Origin of the sequence: Bradyrhizobium sp. PSBB068 (assembly GCA_016839165.1) — a bacterium.
Taxonomy (GTDB): domain Bacteria; phylum Pseudomonadota; class Alphaproteobacteria; order Rhizobiales; family Xanthobacteraceae; genus Bradyrhizobium.
This window is the reverse complement of the sequence record CP069300.1, coordinates 4,913,436-4,937,195: the sequence shown is the minus strand read 5'-3', so window position 1 is coordinate 4,937,195 and position 23,760 is coordinate 4,913,436. Positions and strand designations below refer to the sequence as shown.

28 protein-coding genes and 2 pseudogenes are annotated in these 23,760 nt (G+C 59.6%); 26 read left to right on the top strand and 4 right to left on the bottom strand.

Annotated elements, in window-relative coordinates:
- Positions 1-24: 24 nt before the first annotated feature.
- Positions 25-888, bottom strand: a complete 864-nt coding sequence (locus tag JQ507_23070; GenBank protein QRI67832.1) for a hypothetical protein — start codon at positions 886-888, stop codon at positions 25-27.
- A 129-nt stretch (positions 889-1,017) separates the two neighbouring features.
- On the opposite strand from JQ507_23070, the gene JQ507_23065 reads away from it, so the two are divergent.
- Entirely contained in the window at positions 1,018-1,947 is a 930-nt protein-coding gene (locus JQ507_23065) for a M23 family metallopeptidase (protein QRI67831.1), read from the top strand.
- Positions 1,948-2,123: 176 nt separating this feature from the next.
- Here the strand turns inward: JQ507_23065 and JQ507_23060 are convergent, their stop codons facing one another.
- Positions 2,124-2,540 carry a hypothetical protein gene (locus JQ507_23060; GenBank protein ID QRI67830.1) on the bottom strand — a complete coding sequence of 139 codons (417 nt, stop codon included), beginning with the start codon at positions 2,538-2,540 and terminating at the stop codon, positions 2,124-2,126.
- A gap of 413 nt (positions 2,541-2,953) precedes the next feature.
- Here JQ507_23060 and JQ507_23055 point away from each other — a divergent pair, with 413 nt between their 5' ends.
- Positions 2,954-3,526, top strand: a complete 573-nt coding sequence (locus JQ507_23055) for a hypothetical protein (GenBank protein ID QRI73469.1) — start codon at positions 2,954-2,956, stop codon at positions 3,524-3,526.
- Between the two features lie 92 nt (positions 3,527-3,618).
- Positions 3,619-4,629, top strand: a complete 1,011-nt coding sequence (locus tag JQ507_23050) for a hypothetical protein (protein QRI67829.1) — start codon at positions 3,619-3,621, stop codon at positions 4,627-4,629.
- Between the two features lie 17 nt (positions 4,630-4,646).
- Here JQ507_23050 and JQ507_23045 read toward each other — a convergent pair whose 3' ends face one another.
- Complete coding sequence (locus tag JQ507_23045) at positions 4,647-4,961, bottom strand: hypothetical protein (protein ID QRI67828.1); 315 nt, start codon at positions 4,959-4,961, stop codon at positions 4,647-4,649.
- Between the two features lie 292 nt (positions 4,962-5,253).
- The gene (locus JQ507_23040; GenBank protein ID QRI67827.1) at positions 5,254-5,484 is read right to left on the bottom strand and encodes a hypothetical protein; all 231 of its coding nucleotides are present in this window, start codon (positions 5,482-5,484) and stop codon (positions 5,254-5,256) included.
- Between the two features lie 857 nt (positions 5,485-6,341).
- On the opposite strand from JQ507_23040, the gene JQ507_23035 reads away from it, so the two are divergent.
- The 23 genes and pseudogenes from JQ507_23035 to JQ507_22925 all read left to right on the top strand — a co-directional run bounded on the left by JQ507_23035 (position 6,342) and on the right by JQ507_22925 (position 23,500).
- Positions 6,342-6,710 carry a hypothetical protein gene (locus JQ507_23035; protein ID QRI67826.1) on the top strand — a complete coding sequence of 123 codons (369 nt, stop codon included), beginning with the start codon at positions 6,342-6,344 and terminating at the stop codon, positions 6,708-6,710.
- Positions 6,711-7,716: 1,006 nt separating this feature from the next.
- Positions 7,717-9,261: pseudogene (locus tag JQ507_23030) on the top strand (hypothetical protein).
- Between the two features lie 103 nt (positions 9,262-9,364).
- Entirely contained in the window at positions 9,365-10,255 is an 891-nt protein-coding gene (locus JQ507_23025) for a hypothetical protein (protein QRI67825.1), read from the top strand.
- A 41-nt stretch (positions 10,256-10,296) separates the two neighbouring features.
- The gene (locus JQ507_23020; protein QRI67824.1) at positions 10,297-10,776 is read left to right on the top strand and encodes a hypothetical protein; all 480 of its coding nucleotides are present in this window, start codon (positions 10,297-10,299) and stop codon (positions 10,774-10,776) included.
- Between the two features lie 146 nt (positions 10,777-10,922).
- Positions 10,923-11,414 (top strand): annotated as a pseudogene (locus tag JQ507_23015) (hypothetical protein).
- 103 nt (positions 11,415-11,517) lie between these two features.
- Positions 11,518-12,069: a hypothetical protein gene (locus JQ507_23010; GenBank protein QRI67823.1), complete on the top strand. Its 552-nt coding sequence runs from the start codon at positions 11,518-11,520 to the stop codon at positions 12,067-12,069.
- 52 nt (positions 12,070-12,121) lie between these two features.
- The gene (locus tag JQ507_23005) at positions 12,122-12,427 is read left to right on the top strand and encodes a hypothetical protein (protein ID QRI67822.1); all 306 of its coding nucleotides are present in this window, start codon (positions 12,122-12,124) and stop codon (positions 12,425-12,427) included.
- A 68-nt stretch (positions 12,428-12,495) separates the two neighbouring features.
- Positions 12,496-12,930: a hypothetical protein gene (locus JQ507_23000; protein QRI67821.1), complete on the top strand. Its 435-nt coding sequence runs from the start codon at positions 12,496-12,498 to the stop codon at positions 12,928-12,930.
- 504 nt (positions 12,931-13,434) lie between these two features.
- Complete coding sequence (locus tag JQ507_22995; GenBank protein ID QRI67820.1) at positions 13,435-14,397, top strand: DUF5309 domain-containing protein; 963 nt, start codon at positions 13,435-13,437, stop codon at positions 14,395-14,397.
- Between the two features lie 77 nt (positions 14,398-14,474).
- Positions 14,475-14,837: a hypothetical protein gene (locus JQ507_22990; protein QRI67819.1), complete on the top strand. Its 363-nt coding sequence runs from the start codon at positions 14,475-14,477 to the stop codon at positions 14,835-14,837.
- Positions 14,837-15,148: a hypothetical protein gene (locus JQ507_22985; GenBank protein QRI67818.1), complete on the top strand. Its 312-nt coding sequence runs from the start codon at positions 14,837-14,839 to the stop codon at positions 15,146-15,148. Before JQ507_22990 ends, JQ507_22985 begins: the two co-directional genes overlap by 1 nt.
- A complete protein-coding gene (locus JQ507_22980) occupies positions 15,148-15,480 on the top strand; it encodes a hypothetical protein (protein ID QRI67817.1) in 333 nt (110 codons plus the stop codon). The genes JQ507_22985 and JQ507_22980 overlap by 1 nt, the downstream gene beginning before the upstream one ends.
- On the top strand, positions 15,477-16,130 hold the full coding sequence (locus JQ507_22975) for a hypothetical protein (protein ID QRI67816.1): 654 nt from the start codon (positions 15,477-15,479) through the stop codon (positions 16,128-16,130). Before JQ507_22980 ends, JQ507_22975 begins: the two co-directional genes overlap by 4 nt.
- Positions 16,131-16,143: 13 nt before the next feature.
- Positions 16,144-16,575, top strand: coding sequence for a hypothetical protein (locus JQ507_22970; protein QRI67815.1), 432 nt, complete (start codon positions 16,144-16,146; stop codon positions 16,573-16,575).
- Between the two features lies 1 nt (position 16,576).
- Positions 16,577-17,395 carry a hypothetical protein gene (locus JQ507_22965; protein ID QRI67814.1) on the top strand — a complete coding sequence of 273 codons (819 nt, stop codon included), beginning with the start codon at positions 16,577-16,579 and terminating at the stop codon, positions 17,393-17,395.
- A gap of 105 nt (positions 17,396-17,500) precedes the next feature.
- Complete coding sequence (locus tag JQ507_22960) at positions 17,501-18,064, top strand: hypothetical protein (GenBank protein QRI67813.1); 564 nt, start codon at positions 17,501-17,503, stop codon at positions 18,062-18,064.
- A gap of 207 nt (positions 18,065-18,271) precedes the next feature.
- Complete coding sequence (locus tag JQ507_22955; GenBank protein QRI67812.1) at positions 18,272-19,747, top strand: hypothetical protein; 1,476 nt, start codon at positions 18,272-18,274, stop codon at positions 19,745-19,747.
- Positions 19,744-20,058, top strand: a complete 315-nt coding sequence (locus JQ507_22950; protein QRI67811.1) for a hypothetical protein — start codon at positions 19,744-19,746, stop codon at positions 20,056-20,058. The genes JQ507_22955 and JQ507_22950 overlap by 4 nt, the downstream gene beginning before the upstream one ends.
- A 973-nt stretch (positions 20,059-21,031) precedes the next feature.
- Positions 21,032-21,616, top strand: coding sequence for a hypothetical protein (locus JQ507_22945; protein ID QRI67810.1), 585 nt, complete (start codon positions 21,032-21,034; stop codon positions 21,614-21,616).
- A gap of 72 nt (positions 21,617-21,688) precedes the next feature.
- The gene (locus tag JQ507_22940; GenBank protein ID QRI73468.1) at positions 21,689-22,126 is read left to right on the top strand and encodes a hypothetical protein; all 438 of its coding nucleotides are present in this window, start codon (positions 21,689-21,691) and stop codon (positions 22,124-22,126) included.
- A gap of 68 nt (positions 22,127-22,194) precedes the next feature.
- Positions 22,195-22,587, top strand: coding sequence for a hypothetical protein (locus JQ507_22935; GenBank protein QRI67809.1), 393 nt, complete (start codon positions 22,195-22,197; stop codon positions 22,585-22,587).
- Between the two features lie 67 nt (positions 22,588-22,654).
- Positions 22,655-23,041: a hypothetical protein gene (locus JQ507_22930; GenBank protein ID QRI67808.1), complete on the top strand. Its 387-nt coding sequence runs from the start codon at positions 22,655-22,657 to the stop codon at positions 23,039-23,041.
- Positions 23,042-23,119: 78 nt separating this feature from the next.
- The gene (locus JQ507_22925) at positions 23,120-23,500 is read left to right on the top strand and encodes a hypothetical protein (protein ID QRI67807.1); all 381 of its coding nucleotides are present in this window, start codon (positions 23,120-23,122) and stop codon (positions 23,498-23,500) included.
- Positions 23,501-23,760 lie beyond the last annotated feature (260 nt).

Below are 23,760 nucleotides of genomic sequence, written 5' to 3'. Positions count from 1 at the left end.
CATCAGACCGGATCCGGAGATCAGTTACTTCCTTTGCTTTGAAGTGGCGTCGTAGATTCGCTGCACCGCTTCCGGGCAGTATGCAAGTGGACTGCCATCGTCCTTGAATTCCCTGTTCGAGCTTTTCCGCAGGAGCAGGGCTTTGTCATCGATCCGTTTCAAGATCACGGTTTCTGAACTTGGTGGCGTGTTGCAGGCGACGAAAACCTGGATGTTGTCCGGATTGTCTCGGATGGAGGTCACGCCGCACTTGTCGGTGCCGCTCGCAATTGATCGCTGATCGAGATCGATGGTGGTGGTTCCTGACTGCAGACAGCGCTCGCTGAAATCAGTGCCAGGGGTCGCATAGACGCCAGGCTTCGGTCGCCAAGGATGTTGCATCGCGCTTTGCTCGGCGGCCTTCCTTTCGTCTTGTGCTTTGTTGTCGGCATACAGGCGCTGAGCCCCCGGGGGGCAATAGTCGGCCCTCCATGCCGGTCCTTTGAATTTTCCATTAAGTGTTTTCCGGACCGAGATCGCCTTCCCGTCAACCTGTCTGACCAGCATGGTCTCCCGGAATTTCCTGTCCTCAGCGTTGCGGCCCCGCGAGCCGAGAGTTTCCGCGAGGTTGTAATCGTCGCAGCTCATGTCAAGTTTGACGGTACCATCGGCCATGTCGGAAACCGTTCTGACCCTGCAGCCCCATTCGTTTCCGCCGACTGAGTTTCGCGAAAGCTCGATAATGAAGTCACCGTACTCCAAACATTGCGCCTCGAAATCCTTGCCGGGACTGGCGTAAAGGCCATCGGCTGGACGCCACTTCTCGACGGTCAATTTGGTCGTGTTCTGCGCCGAGACATCGGTGATTTGGCCGGCAACGCAGGCGAGCGCCAAGGCGGCGTATGTCATGCGCGAACCCGACGTCGATCTTGCATCTGGTCCGAGTCTCTCACGCACGGTGCCTGCTCCGTCAAATCGAAGAGTTGTCGGACCGAAGATACCTGATCAATTCAAGGTTGATCAATAGAATAACCGATTATGGAGTTCGATATGTCATGGCAAGATACGATGCGAAGAACATTGCCTCCACTGGTTGGGATCGACCCTCATGTCACTAGCCGATATGGTGAGGTAAAGCAGCGACCACCGGGCTCAACGAACCCGCACCGAGGCGTCGATTTCAACTACAACGTCCCGGGGCAATTTGGCCCCAATCTAATCAATCCGGCATTGCGTTCGCCGGTGGCGGGTGTCGTTACGCAGGCAGGCGGAGGTCGGTATGGAACGATAGCCATCCGAGATGCAGATGGCTTCTCTCACGAAATTCTGCATAGCCATTCACAGTACGTCTCCGTTGGCGATCCGGTCGCTGCAGGCCAATTTATTGGAACCATGGGCAATACGGGCGCATCAAGCGATCCCAAAAAGGCAAATCACGTCCACTACCAACTTCGAGACCCCGCGGGTCGTGTGATCGACCCGAGCGCCTTCTGGGATCAACACGCACCGTTTGACCCCAACCCGGCACCGCCAGCCCACGTCGACGACTACCGGCGTTACCTGGGAGCAGCCGGTAGATCCGCCGCGGATCGAGATGCCCCGGGCGCCGGCTCCGACGATAACAGGGACGTTCGTCGCCTTGTGCGGATGTCACCGCAGACCGCGGCGATCCTTTCCGACCAAATGACAAGACCAGCCACAATGCCCAACGAGCTTCCCGACGACCAGCCCGCCTCGTTCGAAAGCCGCTTCGGGGATTGGACGTCTTCGGGGCCGACAGCCGCACCACGTGGCCCCTATCAAGCGATATCACCGAACGTCTACTCGCAATCCGGGATCGTCTCTGGCGATCCGACGCCGGATTATCCGTTTCCGATGTCGATCCGAGGCGTTGTAAACGAGGCCGGCGCGCCAGGTGAATGGGCTAACGGCAAGTTGCGGTCACCTAACTGGAAGAGAACACAGTAGTTCAATGTTGGCCCGGAGCATGGCTGGGTCGAGCCGCCGCCCCGCCGGCTCGACTGTCCTGATTTCGACCTGCCCGAGGCGCCGGGCTGGGCAGGAAATATCAACCGAGGGATCAGGTATCGCGGGACCAGCCGTCAGCCCGCCGTCGTTTGATCAGTTCGCCGGAGAAGCGGCGCTTACTGAGGTTTCTTTCGAGCGTTGACGTACGCTTTCTGAGTTGCCGCAGGACAATATGCAAACTGTGCGCCCGGGCGCCCAAATTTTCCGTTCTGAGTCTCACGAAGAAAGAGCGTCGTCTCGTTGATCTTCTTGAGCTGGATGATTTCGGTGTGAGGCGTCGGCCTCTCGATGTCAGTGCAGGTCAGGTCAAGCCGCAATTCACCCGGCGCCGTATCCGTCGTCCGGTTGATCTTGCATTCTTCTTCGCCGCCGTTGATACTATTGTTTTTCCAATCGATACTGGTGTCACCAAATTCCAGGCATCGGTCGTTAAATCCTCGTCCAGTCACGGCGTAGACACCATCCTTCGGACGCCAAGCGTCCATCGCGGGCTTTGCGGGTTCTTGCGCAGAGACCGTCTCAGCCGCAATCACCAGGACCCGCGATGCCGAAGGTGAACCGTATCGCCGAGCGGCCGGTCGATGGTTTGATGTTTGGAGATTGACGTCGAGATTGCATTGGTCCTCGCACCGCGGGTTCGATGTTGCGCAATATATCGCGCTAGCTCCGGGTTCTGCAATTATCGGCCCGAAACATGCCGCGGTTGACAGTTCATTACGTTATTCCAAGTTGTCATGCTTATCTCCGGGGTGGTTGATGCGACAAAATGGCCGTCAAGATCGTGGCCACCGATGCGAGCCGGGCAATCGTCGGAGTTGGTTGTTTGCGGATGCGCCTCTGCGAACGAGTAGGCAATCAAGCTGCTTTGGCGTGCGTCCTGACCGGCGCAACTGCCTGTCAGAATAGCGATCTCAGACGTCACATTCCCATACCCAGGTTTTCAATCATGGCAAAAATGTCGACTTCCGACCTCAAGGCAATGCTCGCCTCCGAAAAGGCCGACGCGCTCGCGGCGCTGTCCGCGGCGCGGCTCGCGGAGGAGCGGGCGGATGCAATGGACTACTATCTCGGCGACATGCGCAAGGACATGCCGGCGCAGGACGGCCGCTCGCGCGCCGTCTCGACGGACGTCGCCGACACCATCGAAGGGCTGATGCCTTCGCTGATGGACATCTTCGCTGGCTCCGACGAGGTGGTGCGCTTCGAGCCTGTCGGCCCCGAGGACGAGGCCGCCGCGCAGCAGGAGACCGATTACGTCAATCACGTCTTCATGCAGCAAAACCCCGGCTTCATGACGCTCTATTCTTTCGTTAAGGACGCGCTGTTGTCGAAGGTCGGCGTCGTCAAAGTGTGGTGGGAGGAGCGCGAGGAAGAGAGCCGCGAGACCTACTATGATCTCACCGACGACCAGTTCGCGCTGCTGGCGCAGGCGGTGACGGAGTCGAACGGCGCGATGAAGATCATCGAGCATACCGCGCACGATCTTGCCGGCGAGACCCAGACCGAAGCGACGAGCTGACATTGCCGTCCCCTGTCGACGCCTGATCTCGGATGGGTCGTCGCCGGGGCGCGATGAAGGCAGGAACATCACGATGGAGGGAGATCGCAGCAATGGGCGCAATCAATTTTCGCGACGGGTACGAATTCGACCCCGGTACTTACGCCACCGGCGGTGGCCTGTCCGGCCTGCTGCGGCGTGCGATGCAACAGCGGAATTTGCTGCAGATGGAGGGTGATTCTGGCGAACCGCCGAACGCCGTGCCCAACTACGGCCGCGATATTTTCAGTAGCGCGCAGGGCGGGCTGCTTCGCAGACTCCAGGCGTTGAAAATGGAGCAGGACCAGGACCAGTCGATTCCAGGCTCTGGCGAAGGAACGCTTCGTATGCCGCGTGATCCAAGCTTCAGGCAGCTTTCGCGACTTCCAAACAACGTTCAACCGCAGGTGCCCGACGATCCAGCGTCACGGGCGACACCTCCACCTTCGATTCCACAATCTGAGAGCGATCAGGCGCTGCAAGCGCGAGAGGTGGCTGCGGCGCGAGTGGCTCGCGGCGTGAGAAGTGCGGTTCGAGCGAATGCGCCGGCACCGGATCCGCTTGATATCGCGAAGTCAGCAGGGATTGGAGCCGTCAACGGTGCTATCGGTATCGCCGGCTTGCCCGGCGATGTGCTTACCGGTTTTGGTCATTTTCCGAAGAACGCCGTTCCGAACCTGTGGAGACGGAGTAACGATCTTCCGCCGCTCCCCGACGATGCACCCGATTACTTCGAGTCGTGGAATGCAGACGCCTGGCGGCATTCGCTCGAAAACCTTGTCGGCGAATTGTATCAGCCGAAGACTGCGGCCGGACGTTACGCGGAAACGATTGGCGAAATGGTACCGACCTTGGTCGGCGGAGAAGGGCTCGTCGCCGCACGCAACCTGGCGAAGTCGGGCGCAGTTCTACGTCGGCTGCCCGCGACATTGTCCAAACATGCCGTGCTGCCAGGCGTGGCGGTTCAGGCGATGGAGGATGCCTATCCGGAGAGTTCCGCGGGGCAGGCTTTGCAGAAAGGCTGGCCCTGGCTGCGCCGCGGTGTTCCGTTGGCGCTCGCAATTCGGGGAAATCGTGGAAAGTGAAAATCTCGTCCCTCGCTTCACTTTCGGAATGCGAGCAGGACCTCCACCAGGAAATTCACGATATTGCCTGCGATTGAACTGCGTTTCAAATCGGGCTGAGGACTTGGAAATTGTATTTCGATCAACACGAATATCAGCCAGCCCGCCTGAATCAATCTCCAAGAGCCATCTTTGTCTTCTCCCAGGAGCGGATTGGGAATCGCCAACAAACATGGCCAAGCCAGAAAGCATATCCAAAACAATACCGAAAGCACAAGGCGAGCAATCGAGCGCTTCTCATCGTCAGGCGGTGGTAGTGCTTCGTTTGTCATGATCTGCGCAGATGCGGACATTTTGTCACATCTAGCTTCCTTTCGTCTGCATCGAGCAGTTCGACCGGTTGTGCCTATCGATACCTTTCTTGATAAAAATATTGATTGCTACCAGAAGTTTCAACCCACTTGTCTTTGCTGCGAGCCCCGTTGGTCATGACTTTTGTCTCCAACGGTCCGCCACGCGCGGTGCGGTTTGCATTGGGATGGCGGACTCAAGTCTCGCTCGGGATTTCGCCGTAAGCGCTCCGATCCTCTCGGGCTTCCGGTCAATTTCCGATCTCTGGTATCCTCGGGCGTCGATCGCTCACTCTCAGTTCTTGAAATAGTACACCGCGTATATCAGCAGCACGCTGCCTGCTGCCAACCACATATACAATATCCGTTCGTTGCGGATCGCCCGCGCGAGATGTTCGCGGCCGTCCTCGGTGAGGCGCGCTGGATCGATTTGTGTCGGACGGACGCCGCGGAAATCACCGAGGTTGAAGATGCGTCCGAACACTCGCATGGCGACAGCGATGCCGGGGCCAAACGAAAAGCGCATCAATCAGCCAGAGCCCGCCCTTGCGCACCACCGCCGCTTGCGATGATCGCACGTCTTGCGGCCGCATCTGTTCGTCTGGCGAGATGTGGCGGACAATCCTTCTCTCATCTCTCACATTCAATGAAGCGAGAAGATACAAACCACAAAGCCATATCGCGATGAGGCCGCTTAGCAGGTAACTCATGGTCGTCTCGCCATTTGAGTTTCTCTCGATGCCGGCAACGCTATGGATCGGGGCATCCCGGGCGTCGCTCTGGCGTGCCGGTTCGATCGTAGAGATATTCGCTATCACGGTAACGTTCAAACCGGAGCATATGAATGACAGTCAACGAAAGGAAGGTCCGGTAGCCAGATGGCGTGTCCGTCTGTCTGCCTGTTCCGTTCGGAAGGGTCGGTGGAACGTACTACTGGAGCCCGGGCGCAGGCCGATGCCCCACACTTTACCGTAACGCGAAGCTTTGGTCTGCCGGGCGCCGGCGCGACTGTGGTCTTCCGCAGGCAGGGAATGACACGCTTGGTCCAGGCATCAGCGGAAATGTATCGACGGTTTTTCCGTGTACGTATCGGTGTCGGATCGGTCGGCGCTGCCAGCGAATCGCCGGTCAGCTATCTGGGCCGGAGCGAGCGAGGTCCGTTCCGCGAGAGCATGGGGGATTGGCCTACGTCAACCGCGCCCGTCGAGCCTTGGAGTCCAGCAGGGGCGGCATCGCGGCCGCGACCGGGTGGCTTGTGCGGTTTGATGCTGGATTATCCGCGCGACAACCGTCGACGGGTCGCTGACGTCTGCCGTGGGATGGCGAAGCGCCCGGAATTCGGTGCATAGTGTCGACTGTCGTCGAAATGTCCGGGGAATTGCCATGTCCGCCGTCTTCTTTGTCATCACCGCGATCGCCGTGATCTGGTCGGCCGTCAAAACCGAAGTTATTCACCGCGAGCTTGTCGATTCATTTCCTCCCCAGTTTCAGGACGACCTCATGTCGAGATACGCGCTCCACACCTATGCTCTCGCGTCGTCGACGCCACTATCTCAGCAAGCTGAATACATGAAGACGCTGTACGGCGGGTGTGCGGCAGCCCTGAGCGGTTCGCTCGGATTCTTCGCGGCAGGAAACCCTGTATTCGGATGCCTCGTTCTGATCGGGTTCTTCTGGGCCTCTTATCAGACATTCAAATCCCGGAAGATCTATCAAGCGAACTGCGCGCTGGCAGACGGTCAGGCGGGATAAGGAGCAGATATGACAGCAGGTACTTATGGTGGAGGAACGTTTGGCAGCAAGTGGGGTGTTGGAGGTGGTGCATATATCGACAATCGTGGCAGGCTCTATCCTCAGTTTTACGTTGGAACGCCTCGCTTAGGACTGTCTGCGGGATATACTTCAGATCTTGAAGGATTGCTGACGGGACCGTCTGCATCCGGCGGCGTCGGATTCGGGCCAGTTCGCGGGAATATCGGGACGAGCGGTGGTGCCACCGGTGTTGGCTTTGGTACGCCTGGTTACGGCATAACATATGGCTTTGGGCCCTACGAGCTGTCCGATGATTATTCGCAGCCCTGGAAGAGGCCACTGATCCGCGATTCTGCCGCAGCTGCGGGAATCCCTACCAGAAGCAATGTCTGGGAATACGACTACCCGGACGCTAGCACAGGGCGGTCTACGTCATTTGACGCTGCAGGGGCTTCCGCGCCAGTCCGTTCGCCTCGTGAAATCGCAGACTTTCTTGCTCGGTTCTTCGTTTCTCCGCAGCCTGATGGAGTGGGGCGAACCAGCACATTCGTGCGCGACTCCGCCGCGGGGGCCGGTGTACCCAGTCGCAATAACGTCTTTGAGTATGGATATCCGGAGCCCGCGTCGGGGTCGCCTCCCCTGAACGAGGCGCCGGCGCATGGCGGCGTGCATCCTGGTGCGAGCGGCGGCCTTCTGGGGCAGATTGCTGCGTTAGGTGACAACGCCCGGAATCGAGAATGGTCGGCACCCGCGATCGAGCCGCGGCGACCGGCCGAGGTGTTCAGCGAAGGTGCGCCTCCCGTCCGTTTTCTCGATCGAGTTTCCGGACCGTTGCAGCGTGACCTTGGTGACCCGCGGATTTCCGATCCGTCATCGTACGATCTGAACGATCTTCTGCAAGATTACGTGCGCAGCAGCTTCGTGCGCAGATAGACGCGCGGCGTTTGCTCCTGCGCGTGTCGCGCGCCTAAGCCGCCGCCAACCTCCATCAGATGAGCTCAACAAAATGGCTGTTCCCTTGCTTCCGGGGCCGGCGGCGATGCCGCTTGCCTCGATCGTGACGCACGACGTCACCATCGTCACCACGCGAAAGCTCGCGCAGGCGAGGGTGATGGGCGTGCCGCCGGAAGAATTCGGCATCGAACGCGGCGCACGCAGCATCCGCGATTGCAATTACTGCTTCCACGAAGTGGTTACCAAGACGGAAGCGCAGCTCATTGCCGAAGGCTTCGATGCCGCGCAGATCAAGTCGCTGAATGACTATACAGGCTACGCCAATATCGAGACGCTGGCGCGCGACACCGCCGACGAGCATTTCGGCACCGGCGCCGGCGGTGCCAATTCGGCGGCGCGGCAGGTGCGGATCACCGAGCACTACGTGCGGATGGACTATGAAGATAACGGCCGTCCGTGCCTTTACCAAGTGATCACCGGCGGCGAACAAAGCGAGATCCTGCGCAAAGACGGCCGTGACTGCATCACGCCGTTCGACACCATTCCGTTCGCGTCGACGACGCCGGTGCCGATGACGCACCGCTTCTTCGGCCGCTCGATCGCCGACCTGGTGATGCCGCTGCAGCGCGAGAAGACCGCATTGAAGCGCGGCGCGCTGGACAATCTCTATCTGCACAACAATCCGCGCGTCGAGGTCGCCGAGAGTAATGCCGGGCCCAACACGCTCGACGATCTGCTGGTCTCGCGGCCTGGCGGCGTCGTGCGCACCAAGACGGCAGGCGGCTTGAACTGGCAGGTGGTGCCCGACATCACCACGTCGATCTATCCGATGATGCAGTATCTTGACGCCGAGCTCGAGAGCCGCACCGGCCTCAGCCGACAGTCGCAGGGCATCGACGCCGACGCGCTGCAGAACCAGTCGGCGACCGCGGTGGCCCAGGTGTTCTCGGCCTCGCAGATGCGGATCAAGCTGATCGCACGGATCATGGCGGAAGGCGTGCGCGACATGTTTGCGCTGCTGCACGGCACGATCCGCAAGCACGGCCAGCAGCAACAAACCGTGCGGCTGCGCAACGCCTGGGTCACGGTCGATCCACGCAACTGGAAGACCCGCGACGACATGACCATCAATGTCGGCCTCGGCACCGGCGGCAAGGCACAGCAATTCGCACAGGTGATGGCGCTTGCCAATGTGCAGAAGGAGCTGATCGGCGGCGGCAAGGTCAACATGGTCGGCGACCGGGAGCTTTACAACACCGCCGTCGAGCTGACCCGGATCATGGGGCACAAGAACCCGGGCCGGTTCTTCAACGATCCGACCGCCGTCAATCCGCAGACCGGCCAGTTGTTGTATCCGCCGCCGGCGCCGCCAGCGCCGCCGCCAGATCCGCGGGTCTTTGCGCTGCAGGCCAAGGCGCAGGCGGATCAGCTTGCCGTCGCGCATCGTGCTCAGGTCGAGCAGCAGAAGGCCCAGGCCGATGCGATCCACCAAAAACTCAAGGCCGAGGCCGAGATCGAGCTGGCCAAGATCAAGGCCGAACTCGACGCCCAGATCAAGGTGTTCGACGCGCATCTGAAGGCCGCGACAGAAGCGCGAAAATCAGAGCGCGCCTCGGTGCCGGGCGCACGGAAGGCGAGGGACGGCCACCATTATGTTTCGGACCCGAAGCGGCCCGGCAAATTCCTGATGGTCGTTCATCATGTCTGAATTCTCTCTGGTGCCCGTCGAGCATCAACCGGAGTTCGGAGATGTTTCATTCATTCCGGTTGATCACGACCCGTTCAGCCTGGACGATTTGAGTCAGGCTGCTGGAACGCAAGCCCAAAGCCAACCTCAGCCACGTCCGACCGGCGCTGTCGCCCCGAATGTCAGTGCATCAATCGCGCCGCCAGCAAGGCCAAGTGTACCCTATGATCAAGATTCCGTGGACAATGGTGTCGCGGGTCAAATCGCCGCACAGAATTCGACGTCAGCGGCGATATCTCCTCCCAGCGGTTCGAACGGCGATTGGTCGACGTACAATCGGCCGACCGGCGAATTGAAGACGGCGAAGTACACGCCCACGCAACGCATTGGCTATCTCGCAGCCGACGCGCTGATAGCGCTTGGCATGCAGCCCTACACCGCCAACGATCTGGCCTCGCGCATTGGCAATGTGCTTGGGTTAACGCCGTTTGGCGTTGTCGGCTCTGCGCTCGACCTTATCGATGCGAAACGTCGCGACGATCTCCCGAGGGCCGCGGCGGCGGCAACCGGAATGATACCGGGCGCAAAGCGGCTGGGTGCGCTAAAGGCCGCAAATATTGCGAAGGAGATAACTCTTTCGCGCTCGATTCACGGTGAGGCAGCCGCGCATGCGGCCGATGCCATTAATGCAGGTCACCCAAGCGTCCTGACGATTAATCGCCCTGGCAGCCGCGCGAACAGACGGGCAGCGACTGGCAAGCTGGATAAGGTTGCTGGCAAGGACCTAGACGAGTACCCTGGTGCGATGTTTCGAGAAGGCGGTGCTGAGGCTGACGTTCGGGCGATCAATCGAAATCACAACCGGTCGGGCGGTGCTTCTGTCGGCAATTCAGGTCGTGGATAGCCCAACGGGGCGCGAATCAAGATCAACATTGGAGATTGACGATGGCAGTCACGATCGGTTTCCAGCTCTCCTATGGGCAACTTTCAGTGTTCGCGAGCGCGCTGAAGGATCCATATAATGACTGGACTGATCAACATATCTCGCAGGGCTTCACTTGGCGGCCTGGCAGCGTGTCGTTCAGCTCTATGGTCGGGTCCGGTCGACACTCGGTCGATATCCATGTGGTGAACCACGCCGCTCCCGTTCACCCCAATGCGGTACGCGCAGTAGAGGTCCCCTTCGAGGTTCCCGCTGACGGGGCCATAGAAGTCGGAAGTATTTCGGAGACCGTTCCGCTGGAGCTGCCGGCCGGATCGTTTCTGCTACGCTGCGAGTTCTTCCAACCGTCTGGCACCCATGAAGACGAGCGAGTGCGACTAACCTTTGCGAAGAAGGACGCTCCTCGCTTCGCGGTTGTTCGCGCAGATCCGGAACTGTCGATCGGTGATGAATTGCTAAAGACGGCTCGGCCAGCCATTTAGTGGAGCGGTTGCCGGCACCAATGCGAAATCAGCAGGGCATAGCTTCGACGTCGCCGAAAGCCGTTTGATGCTGCAACGACAAGGTTCAGCGCCGCAATGCCAATCTAGCGGCTCTTGCGGGTCGGTTAACGTGCACTTCGCTAGCACAGCAGACGGTGCGGTTGGGTAACGCCTGGATCACGGTCGATCCGCGCAACTGGAAGACCCGCGATGACATGACGATCAATGTCGGCCTCGGCACCGGCGGCAAGGCGCAACAATTCGCGCAGGTGACAGCGCTTGCCAATGTGCAGAAGGAGCTGATTAGTTGCGGCAAGGCCAACATGGTCGGAGACCGCGAACTGTACAACACGGCCGTCGAGTTGACCCGGATCATGGGGCACAAGAACCCGAGCCGGTTCTTCAACGATCCGACCGCGGTCAATCCGCAGACCGGGCAGCTATTGTATCCGCCGCCGGCGCCGCCATCACCGGCGCCCGATCCACGGGTGCTGGCACTGCAGACCAAGGCGTAGGCCGATGCGATCCATCAAAAGCTCAAGGCCGAAGCCGAGATCGAGCTGGCCAAGATCTAGGCCGAGCTCGACGCCCAGATCAAGGTGTTCGATGCACATCTAAAGGCTGCGACGGAGGCGCGGAGATCGGAACGTGCTTCCTTGCCCGGTGCGCGAAGGGCGAGGGACGGTCACCACTATGTTCCGGATCCGAAGCGACCGGGCAAATTCCTGATGGTCGTTCATCGTGTCTGATTTTTCGCTGGTGCCCGTCGACCATCAACCGGACTTCACAGATGTATCCTTAATCCCTGTGGACCACGACCCGTTCAGCGTCGATGAGGCGCCCCAACAGGCCGGACGACAGCTGGACAATCCGCCCCAACCGCTTGCGACGGGCACAGGTCTGCCCGATGTCGGGCCGCCGGCCATTGATGACGGGGGGCAGTTCTCCCCCGGAATCCCATTCGTCAACAAGGCGGCCGAAATTGCCAGCAAGGTTGCCTATGCCAAGATGGTCCAAGCTGCGACGTTACCGCAACGAGCGATAGACGCCTCCAAAGAGGATGTGCAGCACTACGGCGAAGTAGCGTCCACGTCAATCCGGGCCGCGATCGCGGTGCAGGCAACGAACGCGGATCGAAGTCGCGATCGCCGCCCGCCGGCGCAACAACAGCACGCGCAGAACACTACCATCCATCGCTACGCCAAGACGCGAGAGAGCGAACTGGCCACAGCTAAGGCCGGGCTGAAAGCCACGATCGGCGCTGCTCGATGCGGATCCGAAAGCGGAGAATGAAGCAAAGCGCAGCATCCGTCGAACACGGTCCCTTCTCTGGAGAACCCCAGCAATGACGAATACTGATGAATCGAGACTTGACCAGGCCGTAGGCCGCGCGGTCAGGGCCGAACGCCTGCTCGCCGACGAATTGCTCGCCGAAGCATTCGCGAGCCTCGAGCATGCGTATACAGCTGCTTGGCGGTCGACGACGATCGACGACGCGTCCGGCCGTGAAAAGCTGTTCCTCGCCATCAACGTGGTCGGCAAGGTGCGCGATCACCTTACCGCTGCGGTCACAAACGGCAGACTGGCGAAGGCTGAACTGAAGGAGCTGGCGCAGACGGCGGAGCGGAGGAAGCGGTTCGGTATCCTGTAGGACCGCTTGACAACGTTCCCGTTATGTTCAATTCTGGGTTGCTTGGTGTTTCTCGTGCGAGCCTCAGGATGATCCTCTCGACATCGCAATGGTGGGCAGCCTTCATCCTGGACGTCGTGATTAAGACCGCGCTCATCTATTGGTCGGCTGCTCTCATTACTCTGGGCATGATAGCAGCCGGTGGCTTCGAGCCGGTGATCGCTTGCCTTGTCTTGGCGGCGTCGCTTTCGAGTCTTCATTTTCTCTGCCTTTTCCTCGGTGGCAGATTTGTGGAGTCGCTTGAGGAGGCAAACATTCGGCGCAGCCGTCTCCTCAGGTTCGTCCTTGTGCTGATCTCCGCCAACGTCTTTTTCATCGCGAGTTTAGTTGCGCTCCTTTCCGTCTCAGGCGGTGTTTACAATAGCGTCCTCGTGGGCATGATCGTGGCTGCCACCAATCTGGTGCCCGTTCTGTTCGTCGCGGTGACCAGCGGCCTTTTGAGCCTCATCAAGCTTTCGGCCTGATCGACTGCTGTCGATCTCCCGTGGCAGTCATCATTGCCCGCGTACGCGCATCTGCAATTCCGTCACAGTGCGAGCGTCCAATGGATCTGAGCATACAATCGATCTTATCGACGCCGCCAGCCGCACCCATCCGCCATCTGGGCAGTACGCGTGTCAGATATTGAAAATCGATGGAGGTCGCCGAGGCGGTTGCTTCTCAAGTCGATGAAGAAAACCCAACATACGAGTTGACACGTCGGGCAACTCACTAGCATAATCTCACCATCAAGAGTTTTGAGCCCGCGCCGGAAACGTCGCGGGTTTTTTCGTGACGCCGACCCTGTGCGACACGCAGGCGCCACGGCGGAGACAAGGGCGGGCCGAACCGGAAGCAAGCTTCCGCGCCATCGCGCAGCCCGAGCGCTCACCACCCAAGACCATCACGTCCGCACATCAGGATGACGAACGCGTCCGCCAACCGGCGGCGCGGTCGCATGCGTTGTCGGACAGCACAAGGACCAACACATGGCTCTGCCTACCAACACGGTGACGACATATCAGGCGATCGGCAACCGTGAAGACCTCAGTGATATGATCTATCGCATCGATCCGACCGACACGCCGTTCATGAGCGGCGTCGACAAGGAAAAGGCCTCCGCCGTCAACCACGAGTGGCAGACCCAGGCGCTGGCGCCGGCCTCGAACGCTAACGCTCAGCTCGAAGGTGACGATCCCACCGCCAACGCGCTGGTACCGACCGTGCGGCTCGGCAACCTCTGCCAGATCTCCTACAAAATGGCGCAGGTGTCGGGGACCCAGCAGGCGGTGGACCATGCCGGCCGCGACAACGAGCTCGCTTACCAGGAGATGCTGCGTGGCCTCGAGCTGAAACGCGACATCGAGACGATCCTCGTCGGTAGCAGCCAGGCGAAGGCTGCCGGCTCGACCAGCGCACCGCGCAAGACGGCGTCGGTGCTGTCGTGGATCGTGAGCAATACGTCGAAGGGAACGGCCGGCGGCGGCGCCGATCCGGCTGCGGCCGACGGCACCGGTACGCGCACCGACGGCACCCAGCTGGCGTTCACGGAAGTGCGGCTGAAGACCGTGCTGTCGTCGATCTGGACCAATGGCGGCAAGCCCGGCACCATCATGACCGGCGCCTTCAATAAGCAGGTCTTCTCCACCTTCACCGGCCGCTCCACTGCGATCGAGGAAGCCAAGTCGAAGAAGATCGTGGCGTCGGTCGACGCCTACGAATCCGACTTCGGCAAGCTGAAGGTCATCGCCAATCGCTTCCAGCGTCCGCGCGACGTTCTGGTGCTTGAAATGGACAAGTGGGCCGTCGCCTATCTCAACGGCCGCAACATGATCTCGATCCCGCTGGCAAAGACCGGCGACTCCGACCGGCGTCAGGTGCTCGCCGAGTACGCGTTGGTCGCGCGTAACGAGAAGGCCTCCGGCGGTGTGTTCGACAACACCACGTCCTAGCCGGGTCATCGCGATCCGCGGGCAACCTTGGTTGCCCGCTTTCCCTTGTCCGCTTTCCTTTGCATCAGGAGGCCTTTATGCCACTTCCCGGTAATCACACTCTCAATACCGAGCATCTGACGGCCTATACGCCGTCATGCGGTGCGTCTCCCGCTGCCGCCTACATTCGTATTCCCTTTCGTTGCCGCGTGCTGAAGGCGACAGGAGTACTCGGCGGCGCGATCACCACGACCGATGGCAGCGTTACGGTCACCGCCAACGGCAACACACTGGCGACCTTCACGGTACCTCAAGCCGGATCGGCCGCGGGGCTGCTGTTCTCGGCGGTGCCGCCTTCGCCGACCTATCTGAACGAAGACGATGTCGTCGTGCTGACGCCGTCGGGTGCGTCCGGGGCCGCCGTTCCCATGTACTTCTCTCTCTCGGTGAGGACGGCCTGATGTCATTCTTTCCCAAGCAGCCGGCGTCGCGCCTCGGCGTCACCCAGACGATTGCTTACGATTCGAGTGTCGGCGCGGCGAACGCGTTCGGTACAGAGACCTATCAGCTGCGCCTGGTCGCCAACTCCGCTTGTTGCTATCGGATCGGCGACGGCACTCAGACCGCGACGATCGCGGATAGTTATCTCCCGGCGAACGTCGTCGAATACGTCATCGTCAGTCCCGGACAGCAGATCGCAGCGATCAAGGCGGCAACCAATGGCCTGGTCACAGCAACTGCCGGAACTCTCTGGATCGCGGAGATGTCGTGATGGACGGCGTCCTGATCAGGCCACATTTCGACGGCAACGGGCGCGACCTTGCGATCGAGCACCTGCAGGATGTCGAGCCGATCCTGCAATGGAATCATGAGGCGCGGCGCGACCAGCAGCGCAACGAATGGGGCCGCCACGTCGCGCGGATCCCGAACGTGATCTACGTCAAGTGGCTCAACGAAGAGCACGCCAAGGGCAACACCTCGGTGCGGATGTTTTCGCCCGAGTTCGACGGCATCGTACAGCGCAAGCTCGACGATCCCGAATGGGCCTACTTGCGGACCGATCGACCGAAGCTGCAGTCCGGATGGACAACGGGGGCGACGTGACACAGATCGTGGATTATGCCTCGCTGCAGTCGGCGGTCACGGAGTATCTGGCGCGCGATCAGGATACGGTTCTGATCGCGCGGATTCCGACCTTCATCCAGCTCTCCGAGGCGAAGCTCAATCGAGAGTTGTTTGTTCGCCAGATGGAACAGCGCGCGATCGCCGTGATCGATCTCACCTCCAACCAGCCCGAGTTCATTGCGTTGCCGTCGGATTTCCAGTCGATGCGCCGGATTCGGCTGTCGGGTGTGTCGGGGATGCCCAGTCTCGAGTTCAAGTCAGGCAAGCAGCTTGACGAATATCGGTTCGGCATCTCCGACGTTGCAGGACAGCCGCGCTACTTCACAATCTTCGGCAACGAGATCGAAATCGCACCGACGCCCGACAAGGCCTACACGATTGAAATGGTCTATCGGCGGGTAGTCCCGCCGCTCGCCAGCAATGATCCGAACTGGCTGCTGTCGGCGGCGCCGGACTTGTATCTCTACGGCGCGCTGCTGGAAGCCGCACCCTACCTGAAGGATGACGGGCGCATCCAGACCTGGGCGCTCGGCTTCTCGGCCGCACTCAGCAGTCTCAACAATCTGGGGCTGACCTCGACCTTCAACGCCGGGCCGATGACGGTTCGCGCTTCCGGTCAGATCATCTAGGAAAATCCATACAATGGCTGCCTTCAACAAGTTCAACTGTTTCGTGCAGGACGTGGCCAACGCGCTGCATGACATGAAGACCGGAACCGCGCAGGTCTACAAGGTGTATCTCACCAACGCGCTGCCTGCCGCGACCAACACCGTCTACAATGTGCCTGCCGATCTTTCCGCCGGCAACGGTTACGTGGTGGGTGGAACGTCAATCGGCACGATCGCGGGATCACAAACCTCCGGCACGTTCAGGTTCTTCGGCGCAACGAATCCGGCTTGGACCGCGGCCGGTGGATCGATCGGCCCGTTTCAATATGCTGTCCTTTACAACTCGACGTCTCCAACGAGGCCTTTGATCGGGTGGTGGGACTACGGCACGGGCCTGATGCTCACCAACGGCAACACGTTCACGGTCGCTCTCGACCAGATTAACGGCATTCTGACGATTACGTAACATGGCAGCATTTCTTGACACGTGCAGATTTTCGCCGTCGACCGGCGGCACCACCGACTGGTTGGTCGCGGGGCCCGTCGGCGGATATCTGGCGCCCGCGGCGGCCGGAGCAGTCAATGGCCGGACCTACAAGTACCGCGCGGAGAGCGCGGATCTCTCCCAATGGGAGCTCGGCGAAGGAACCTGGAACGCCTCTACCGGTGTCCTTTCTCGAACCACGATCCTGTTCAACTCATCAGGAACGACCTCGAAGATCAATTTCACTGTATCGCCGCAAGTAGCGATCGTGGCCCTGAGAGAAGATCTGATCTCGATCGAGGAAGCGAACAATTTCACCGCGGCACAACGCGCCCAGGCTCGGACCAACATCCGGGCCAACCCTTCAGAAAGCGGTGTTTTCATCGTCGACCGAAACGGCACTGATCAGACCGGACTAACGGCAGCGGCATATAACAAGATCACGTGGACGAACAAGCCGGTCGATAACGAAACCTGGTTCGACACCTCGACCGGGAGATACACCCCGCAGACTGCCGGCACCTATCTCTTTGTCCTGGATTGCTCGACTGCAACAGGTACGTCTCTAACCGAAAGCTGTCAGCCGTCGCTTTACAAGAACGGCGCACGCATCAAAAACGGCGCCTATACGGCAGTTTCGAACGGAATGTCGGCCGATGCCAACAAGCTGCTTGTTTGCGCCGTCCCGATGAACGGAAGCACCGACTACGTCGAGGCTTATGTCTATTTGCCGAACGGGGTCACGACATTATTCGGCGCTGCGGCAAGCACCCATTTTCAAGGCTTCAGAATTGGCGCCTGATGCACCAGCTGGATCCTCGGTGCGAAGTTTTGGGCAACATGACGAGGTTCATCGTCGAGGTGCGGGGCACCGCCGCGCAATTTCGAGCATCAGGGGGGTCTAGCAATGTCGATACTCGGGTTCGATGCGATCGGACGCCTCGCTCTGGGACAGATGCGCGTAAGTGGCTCGAACGTTGTGGCCGGTGGCGCGGGATCATACGTCATCGGAGGAAATGGGGCGATCTTCGGCCTTCGTACGACGGGGGTGGCGACAAACTACGCACTTGCCGGCAATGCCGCCGCGTTTATCCCGACGCTGAGTGGGAGCGCGGGAAGCTATCATGAGAGTGGCGACGCCGCTCTCTTCTCCATAAGTGCAGTGTCAATCGGGACGAACTATTCCATCGTTGGAAATCCCGTGAAGACGGCGATGGCGCTCAGCGTTGCCGTAGGAAGCTACATCATTGTTTATAACCGGGTGGCGGGAACTGCTGCACTGAACGCCGGGATCGCCGCTTACCAGGTGACCGGCAGCGCTGCGGCGCTGAGTCGAGATTACGTGAATTGGTGGCCCACCCAACCCATCGCAAGCAACTGGACCGGTGAGATTGCTCCGTCCCCTGAGTGGACGATCAGCATATCGGTCTCGCCTGCCTGGACCGCGGGCGTTCCGGCGGTCTCGGCCTAGACGCTCTAGGCTGTTCCAGCGTGCGCCTGGATCGTTGATTCCGAGCGGGCAAGCCGGAATCCAAATGTGCACGAGTGCGGCTTTGCGCGAAGCGCCCCCGCCGGACGCCGCCGGTCATGGCCGGCGGGGTTGCGGCGCGGTGTCGCGCCGGAGCCGGTGATGCGGTCCGCCACGCCTGCGGCCGAATTCTCTGGAGATGATTGAAATATGCCCTTACTTGCCACTGGCGAGTATCGCCCCGATGTCAGCGACTATGAAGGTCAGGCCACGCGAAACATCCTGAACGTGATCCCGCGTGGTGACGGCTACGGACCGTTCCCGAGCCTGTCGGCTTACGCGGCACCGTTACCAGCTGCTTGCCGTGGCGCTTTCTACGCGCTGAAGTCAGACGGCACGGTGGTTACATTCGCAGGAACCAGCGACAGGCTGTTCAAGCTGAACAATACCGATTTTACATGGACCGACGTGTCGTCGGGGGGCGGAACGTACAGCGTGCTGAGCGCCAACGCGCAGTGGCAGTTCGCGCAGACCGGCAATTTTGTCTTCGCCACGCAAGCCAACGCAACGTTGCAGATGTTCGACCTGTCGTCAGCGTCGACGTTCGGTAATGCACTCGGCTCGCCGCCGCAGGCAGCCTATATCGGGGTCGTCGGCAGGTTTTTGGTGCTATCCGGGCTGCTCTCGAACCCTTATCGAATTCAGTGGTCGGGGCTGAATAACTTTAATGCGGCCGACAGCTGGATCAGCGGCATCAAGTCGTCAGACTTTCAGGACTTTCCCGATGGCGGCATCGTTCGCGGCGTCGCCGGCGGCGAGGCAGGGATCATCTTTCAGGACCAGGCGATCCGGCGGATGTCCTATGTTCCGGGTTCGCCGATCGTATTCCAGATCGATCGCATCACGCAGGACAAGGGCCTCTACGCGCCGTACTCGATCATCCGGGCCGGAGAGCGCATCTTTTTCTACGCAGGCCAGGGATTCCACAAGATCGAGCCGGGCGGCGTGCCGGAGCAGATCGGCCGCGAAAAGGTCGACCGAACGTTCCTGGCGGATCTCGACAAGGGCAATCTGCAACTCTTCATGGGTGCCGCCGATCCGCGCAGCACCCGGGTGTACTGGGCCTACAAATCGGTCTCCGGCGCCGTCGGAACCACCTATGACAAGCTGCTCGGCTACGACTTTCTGCTTGATCGATTTTTCCCGGTCTCGATGGCGGGTGAGTATCTGCTGGGCGTCTCGCAGACCGGCCTGACGCTGGAGAACCTCGACACCATCTCGTCCTCGATCGATGCGATGACATTGAGTCTCGATGCCTATGCCACGGCCGTTCAGCCCGAAATCGCACAGTTCAACAATGCGCATGTGCTCGGCTTCTTCCGCGGTCAGAATCTGGAAGCGACGCTGGAAAGCGCGGAGCAGGGGAACGACGAGAACCGGATCACGATTCGCGGCTTCCGGCCGATCACCGATGCGTCGACGCTCTATGGCTCCGTCTCGACCCGAGATACGCCATCCGCCGCTGCGGTCCCGGGTACCGAAGTGCTCGTGAATGCCAGGACCGGACGCTGCGACATGATGCAGGATACACGCTACTCGCGCTTCAAGGTGCGGATTCCCGCGGCGACGCAATGGAGCTTCTGCGCAGGCGTGGTACCGGATGTGATCGCGAGCGGTGCGCTATGACGGCGTATGTTCCGGGCATCACCGAAACGGATCTGAAGAAGATCGTGCTCGCTATCCAGGGTCTCGCCGCCGGCCGATCGAACGCGGTCGGGACAGTGACGCTCGCGACGGGCGTGTCGACGACGACGGTGTCGACACCGAATGCGGCATCAGGTTCGACGCCGATCCTGACGCCGGCATCGCCAAGCGCCGCGACGGAGCTCGGCAACGGCACGATTTACGTCAGCGCGGTAGCCAACGGGTCGTTCACGATCACGCATGTGAATTCGACGACGCCGGGGCGGACATTCTTTTATGCGGTGCTTGGTTAGTCATCACAGAGACTAGCGCATCGCGTTTGAGCGCTGGCTGCTCTCAGAAAGCCCGCATTCCGGACGGCCGCCGCCCGGCCGCACCGCGTTGCGTCTTGTGACCATGCTCTCTCTTCTAGCAAGGAAGTTTTCAATGGCTCCTCGATTTCCAGGATTTAGATTTGTTCCGTACGGAATGCCCAATCCGTTTCCCTCGCCGCCCGTTCAATCTGATTCTGGTGGGGAGCAGCCGCCTCGCCCGCCAAGTCCGCTTAGTGGACTGCTTGGTCTGATTCTGAAGTACGAGCAATGGCGGCAATCAATCCTACGCGATGAAAACAAAAATCTATCAACGCCAGCCGATCCACAGGGAGGGCAGCCTGAAAATAAGCCGAACCACGGGTTTAGTTCGGGACCGCATGATCCAGATGCTAGGCTACTGATGCGCATTCCGCCTGACGGTGATGCTGCGAGCCCTCCCGTCTTGGGTGATCGAGAGCGTTTGCCGAACGTTGCGGCGCCGTCGTTGGCTCCATATGGTAAATCGCGCAGACGAAGCGCCGCTAGCCGCGCGACCAGCACTGGAGCCGGCGGTAGCGGCGGCAGCAACAGCCGCGGAAATGATGGCGGTGACTTTTGCACTGAGAGACGGGGTGAGGAAACAAGTAGATGCTGGCAGACGTGGCAGGAGCGTCGTGATAGCGGACAAGTTGGATATCCGTGGGACGATTTCCTTCAGGGTTGCAAGGATCGGGCATGGGAAAGGTATTTCGCGTGCAACAAGAATGGGAGACGACCTGCACTAGATGAGCCCAACGAATGGAATGAGCAGGATGAAGAGAATTGGTTCAATGACCAGCGCTAGGAACAAGGATTGCGCTCGGTGAACCAGCAATGATATCCTTCGCAGAAGTCTAGTAGCGTTCCCTGCGGAAACCATGATTCGACTCGGCTGTAAGGTGTAGCCATAGCGTCGTTCGGTACAGCAAAGGAATTGGGGGATTGGATCAGGGAGCTCCGAAGTCAGAGTTCGCTGCATTCGACGATTTGTATTGTCAAAGATCGCGCGTCGAGTGCGTGCGATAGTGATCGTCGCTTTATTCTCAATGAGTTGGTCTGGCTCCTGCGCGAAGCCGAGCGGGATGACGAAGCGCTGGAGGTCCTAGATGAGGTTATGCGGCGCTATTCGGATGATGTTCGCTGTGCGATGAGCAAAGCCAACATTTGCCTCTACTCGCTCGATCGACCTGAGGAAGCCTTAAAGTGGATCGATGTTGCGCTGGAGCGTGCCTATCGGACTAAGTGTTGGCGCAGAGAAGCGCTTGGCCAGAAGGCTCGGATACTGTTGATGCTCGGGCGAGGTAGCGAGCTATCAGATGTCCTCGAAGATATCATGTCGCTGCAGATTGTGCGTGGTGTTCCCGACATTGGGCGCGAGCGCGATTTCGTGGACGGTGCGCCACCGGGATTCATTCGGAAGAACGTCCTCGAACGATACAATGAATTCCGTCCAAAGCGAGCATGCGATGGCAGTCCGGACGAACTGCCTCCGTTCAAGCCAGCTAACGATATGATGTGACTTGCTCGCGTTCGCGAGATTAGTTGTGAATGCGTGAGGTGGTCGATGAGTGCTCGCTTAACCTCCGCACTAATCTGCGTTGCGCCCACGAAGGTGCATGAGTTCTGGCCGCATATCGCTAAACTGCTGAGGGAGGCCTGTCGACGGACTACATTGAACGCGTTTGGCGATATCGCCGCCGATGTTCTATCGGGGCGCAGTCTTTTGTGGTTCGCGTGGAATGGAAATGCGATCGAGGCGGCTGCTACGACAGTCCTCATCAATTCCGATATCGGCAAGGTCTGCATCATCACCGCGTGCGGCGGGTCCGGGATGAAGCGCTGGCTGCCGCTGCTCGACGGGATCGAAGCCTACGCAAGGGATGAAGGCTGCACGCGCGTGCGGATCTACGGTCGCAAAGGTTGGCTGCGTGTGCTCGACGGCTATCGTGAGAAGCATGTAATCATGGACAAGGAGATCACGGTCTTGAGGCCGGATTGTCCAGGCTTGAGCGATGCTAACGGGGATTGACATTGTTCACTGTTTGTTCAATGGTAGGCGACTACTAAGCTTGTGGTTGCATGCGCAGGTTAGGTTGGATGCGGTTTCTTCTGGCGTGGGTTTTCGTCATGTTGTCCTGGCCGTCGTATGGCGCCAGTGAGGAGTTTCCGCCTCCGCTTCGCGGACTGTGGGGGGAAGCCAAGGAGACATGCGAATATTGGAAAACGCAAACTGCAGCAGATGTTCACGGCGACCACCGGTGGCTGAAGATATCTGCCAAGGGTGTGTTCGGCTCCACGGAGGGCCGCTTTTTGAAGGAGGTCGCCGGCCAGGCTCCGGCCGCTTCGACCGCCGAGGTGTCAGCCGAAATGCAGACCCTGGATGCAAAAGGGGCGATCGTTCTGCTGACGCTTTCCGCCCACGGTCAGCTTCGCGAGATCTTGCTCGGTGAAGGCCGACGCGAAATCGGAACATATCAGCGATGTTCATGATCGCGCTCGCGCAGCTTTTGCCGATTGATCATCTCTGTCCGGTCTGATCCTTCTGACAGGCGCCGTCATGCGAACCATCTTGTTGTGTTTCTTGCTCTTGCTGCCCGGTGCATCTGTCGCCGTCGCGGCTGATGAGATTCCGAATGAAATGCGGGGCTTCTGGGTTGCCAAGAAATCGACCTGCAATATCCTGAAGAGCAGAGGGCCCGGATCGCTTCGCGCAGACGAGCGCTGGCTGAAGATAACTGCAACCGATGTCCTCGGTTCGACGCAGGGACGGTTTTTCGGTGAGTTACCGATCGACAGCCTGAGTTTTCTTTCGACGCGGCTGTCGGTTGCTATCCAGACGTTTTCGGACAATCACCTTATGTCGGAATTGGCATTGACGCGTGACGATCGGCTCGTCGAACGAATCATCCAGGCGCGTGGCGTTGCTACATATTTGAGATGCTGACCGGTGGAATCTGAAATGATCTCCAGCAGAGCGGTCGAGACATTGGCAAAGCGGTCGAGACGTCGCGAGGTATGTTGAATGCGAATTGCTTTGGTATCCGCTTTTTTCTTGATTTTTTGCTCACCAATCTTGGCCGCCGCTGAGGCCGAATTCCCGTCGGAATTCCGTGGATTTTGGGTAGGTGATCAAGCGACCTGCGATGCGTTGAAAAAGGCCTCTCCTGCAGACCTTCATGACGGTCAGCGATGGCTGAAGATCGCGGCAACAGACATCCTCGGTACGACGCAAGGACGCTTGTTGCGGGAGCTTCCAGCCCCTCGCGCACCGGTGAAGAGGACATTCGAGTTTCAGATTGCCGATGACATGGGGCTGATTGCTCAATTGAGTTTTGTCGACAGGGGGCTCAGCGAGACAGTTACAGGCGGTCATGCGCGCCGATGGTATTTCAAGTGTTTCTGACGGTGCCACAATGCACGCTCGAGCGCGCTTTCGACTAGTTGCGATCCGATAACCGATAGTCTCGCAGAGGTCATCGAGAGGTGACTTCCATGCCAATTGTTCAGACACGCGACCGCTGCCGGCCGGCGGGCGACCCGCGTCCTATTGTCCGCTACCTGTCCTGTTATTTTCACGGAGCCACTCATGAGCAGCCGCGACCGTATCGATGTTGAGATGTCTCCAGACTATGACGCCCGGAGGTTGCTTTGTTCGTTTCAGGC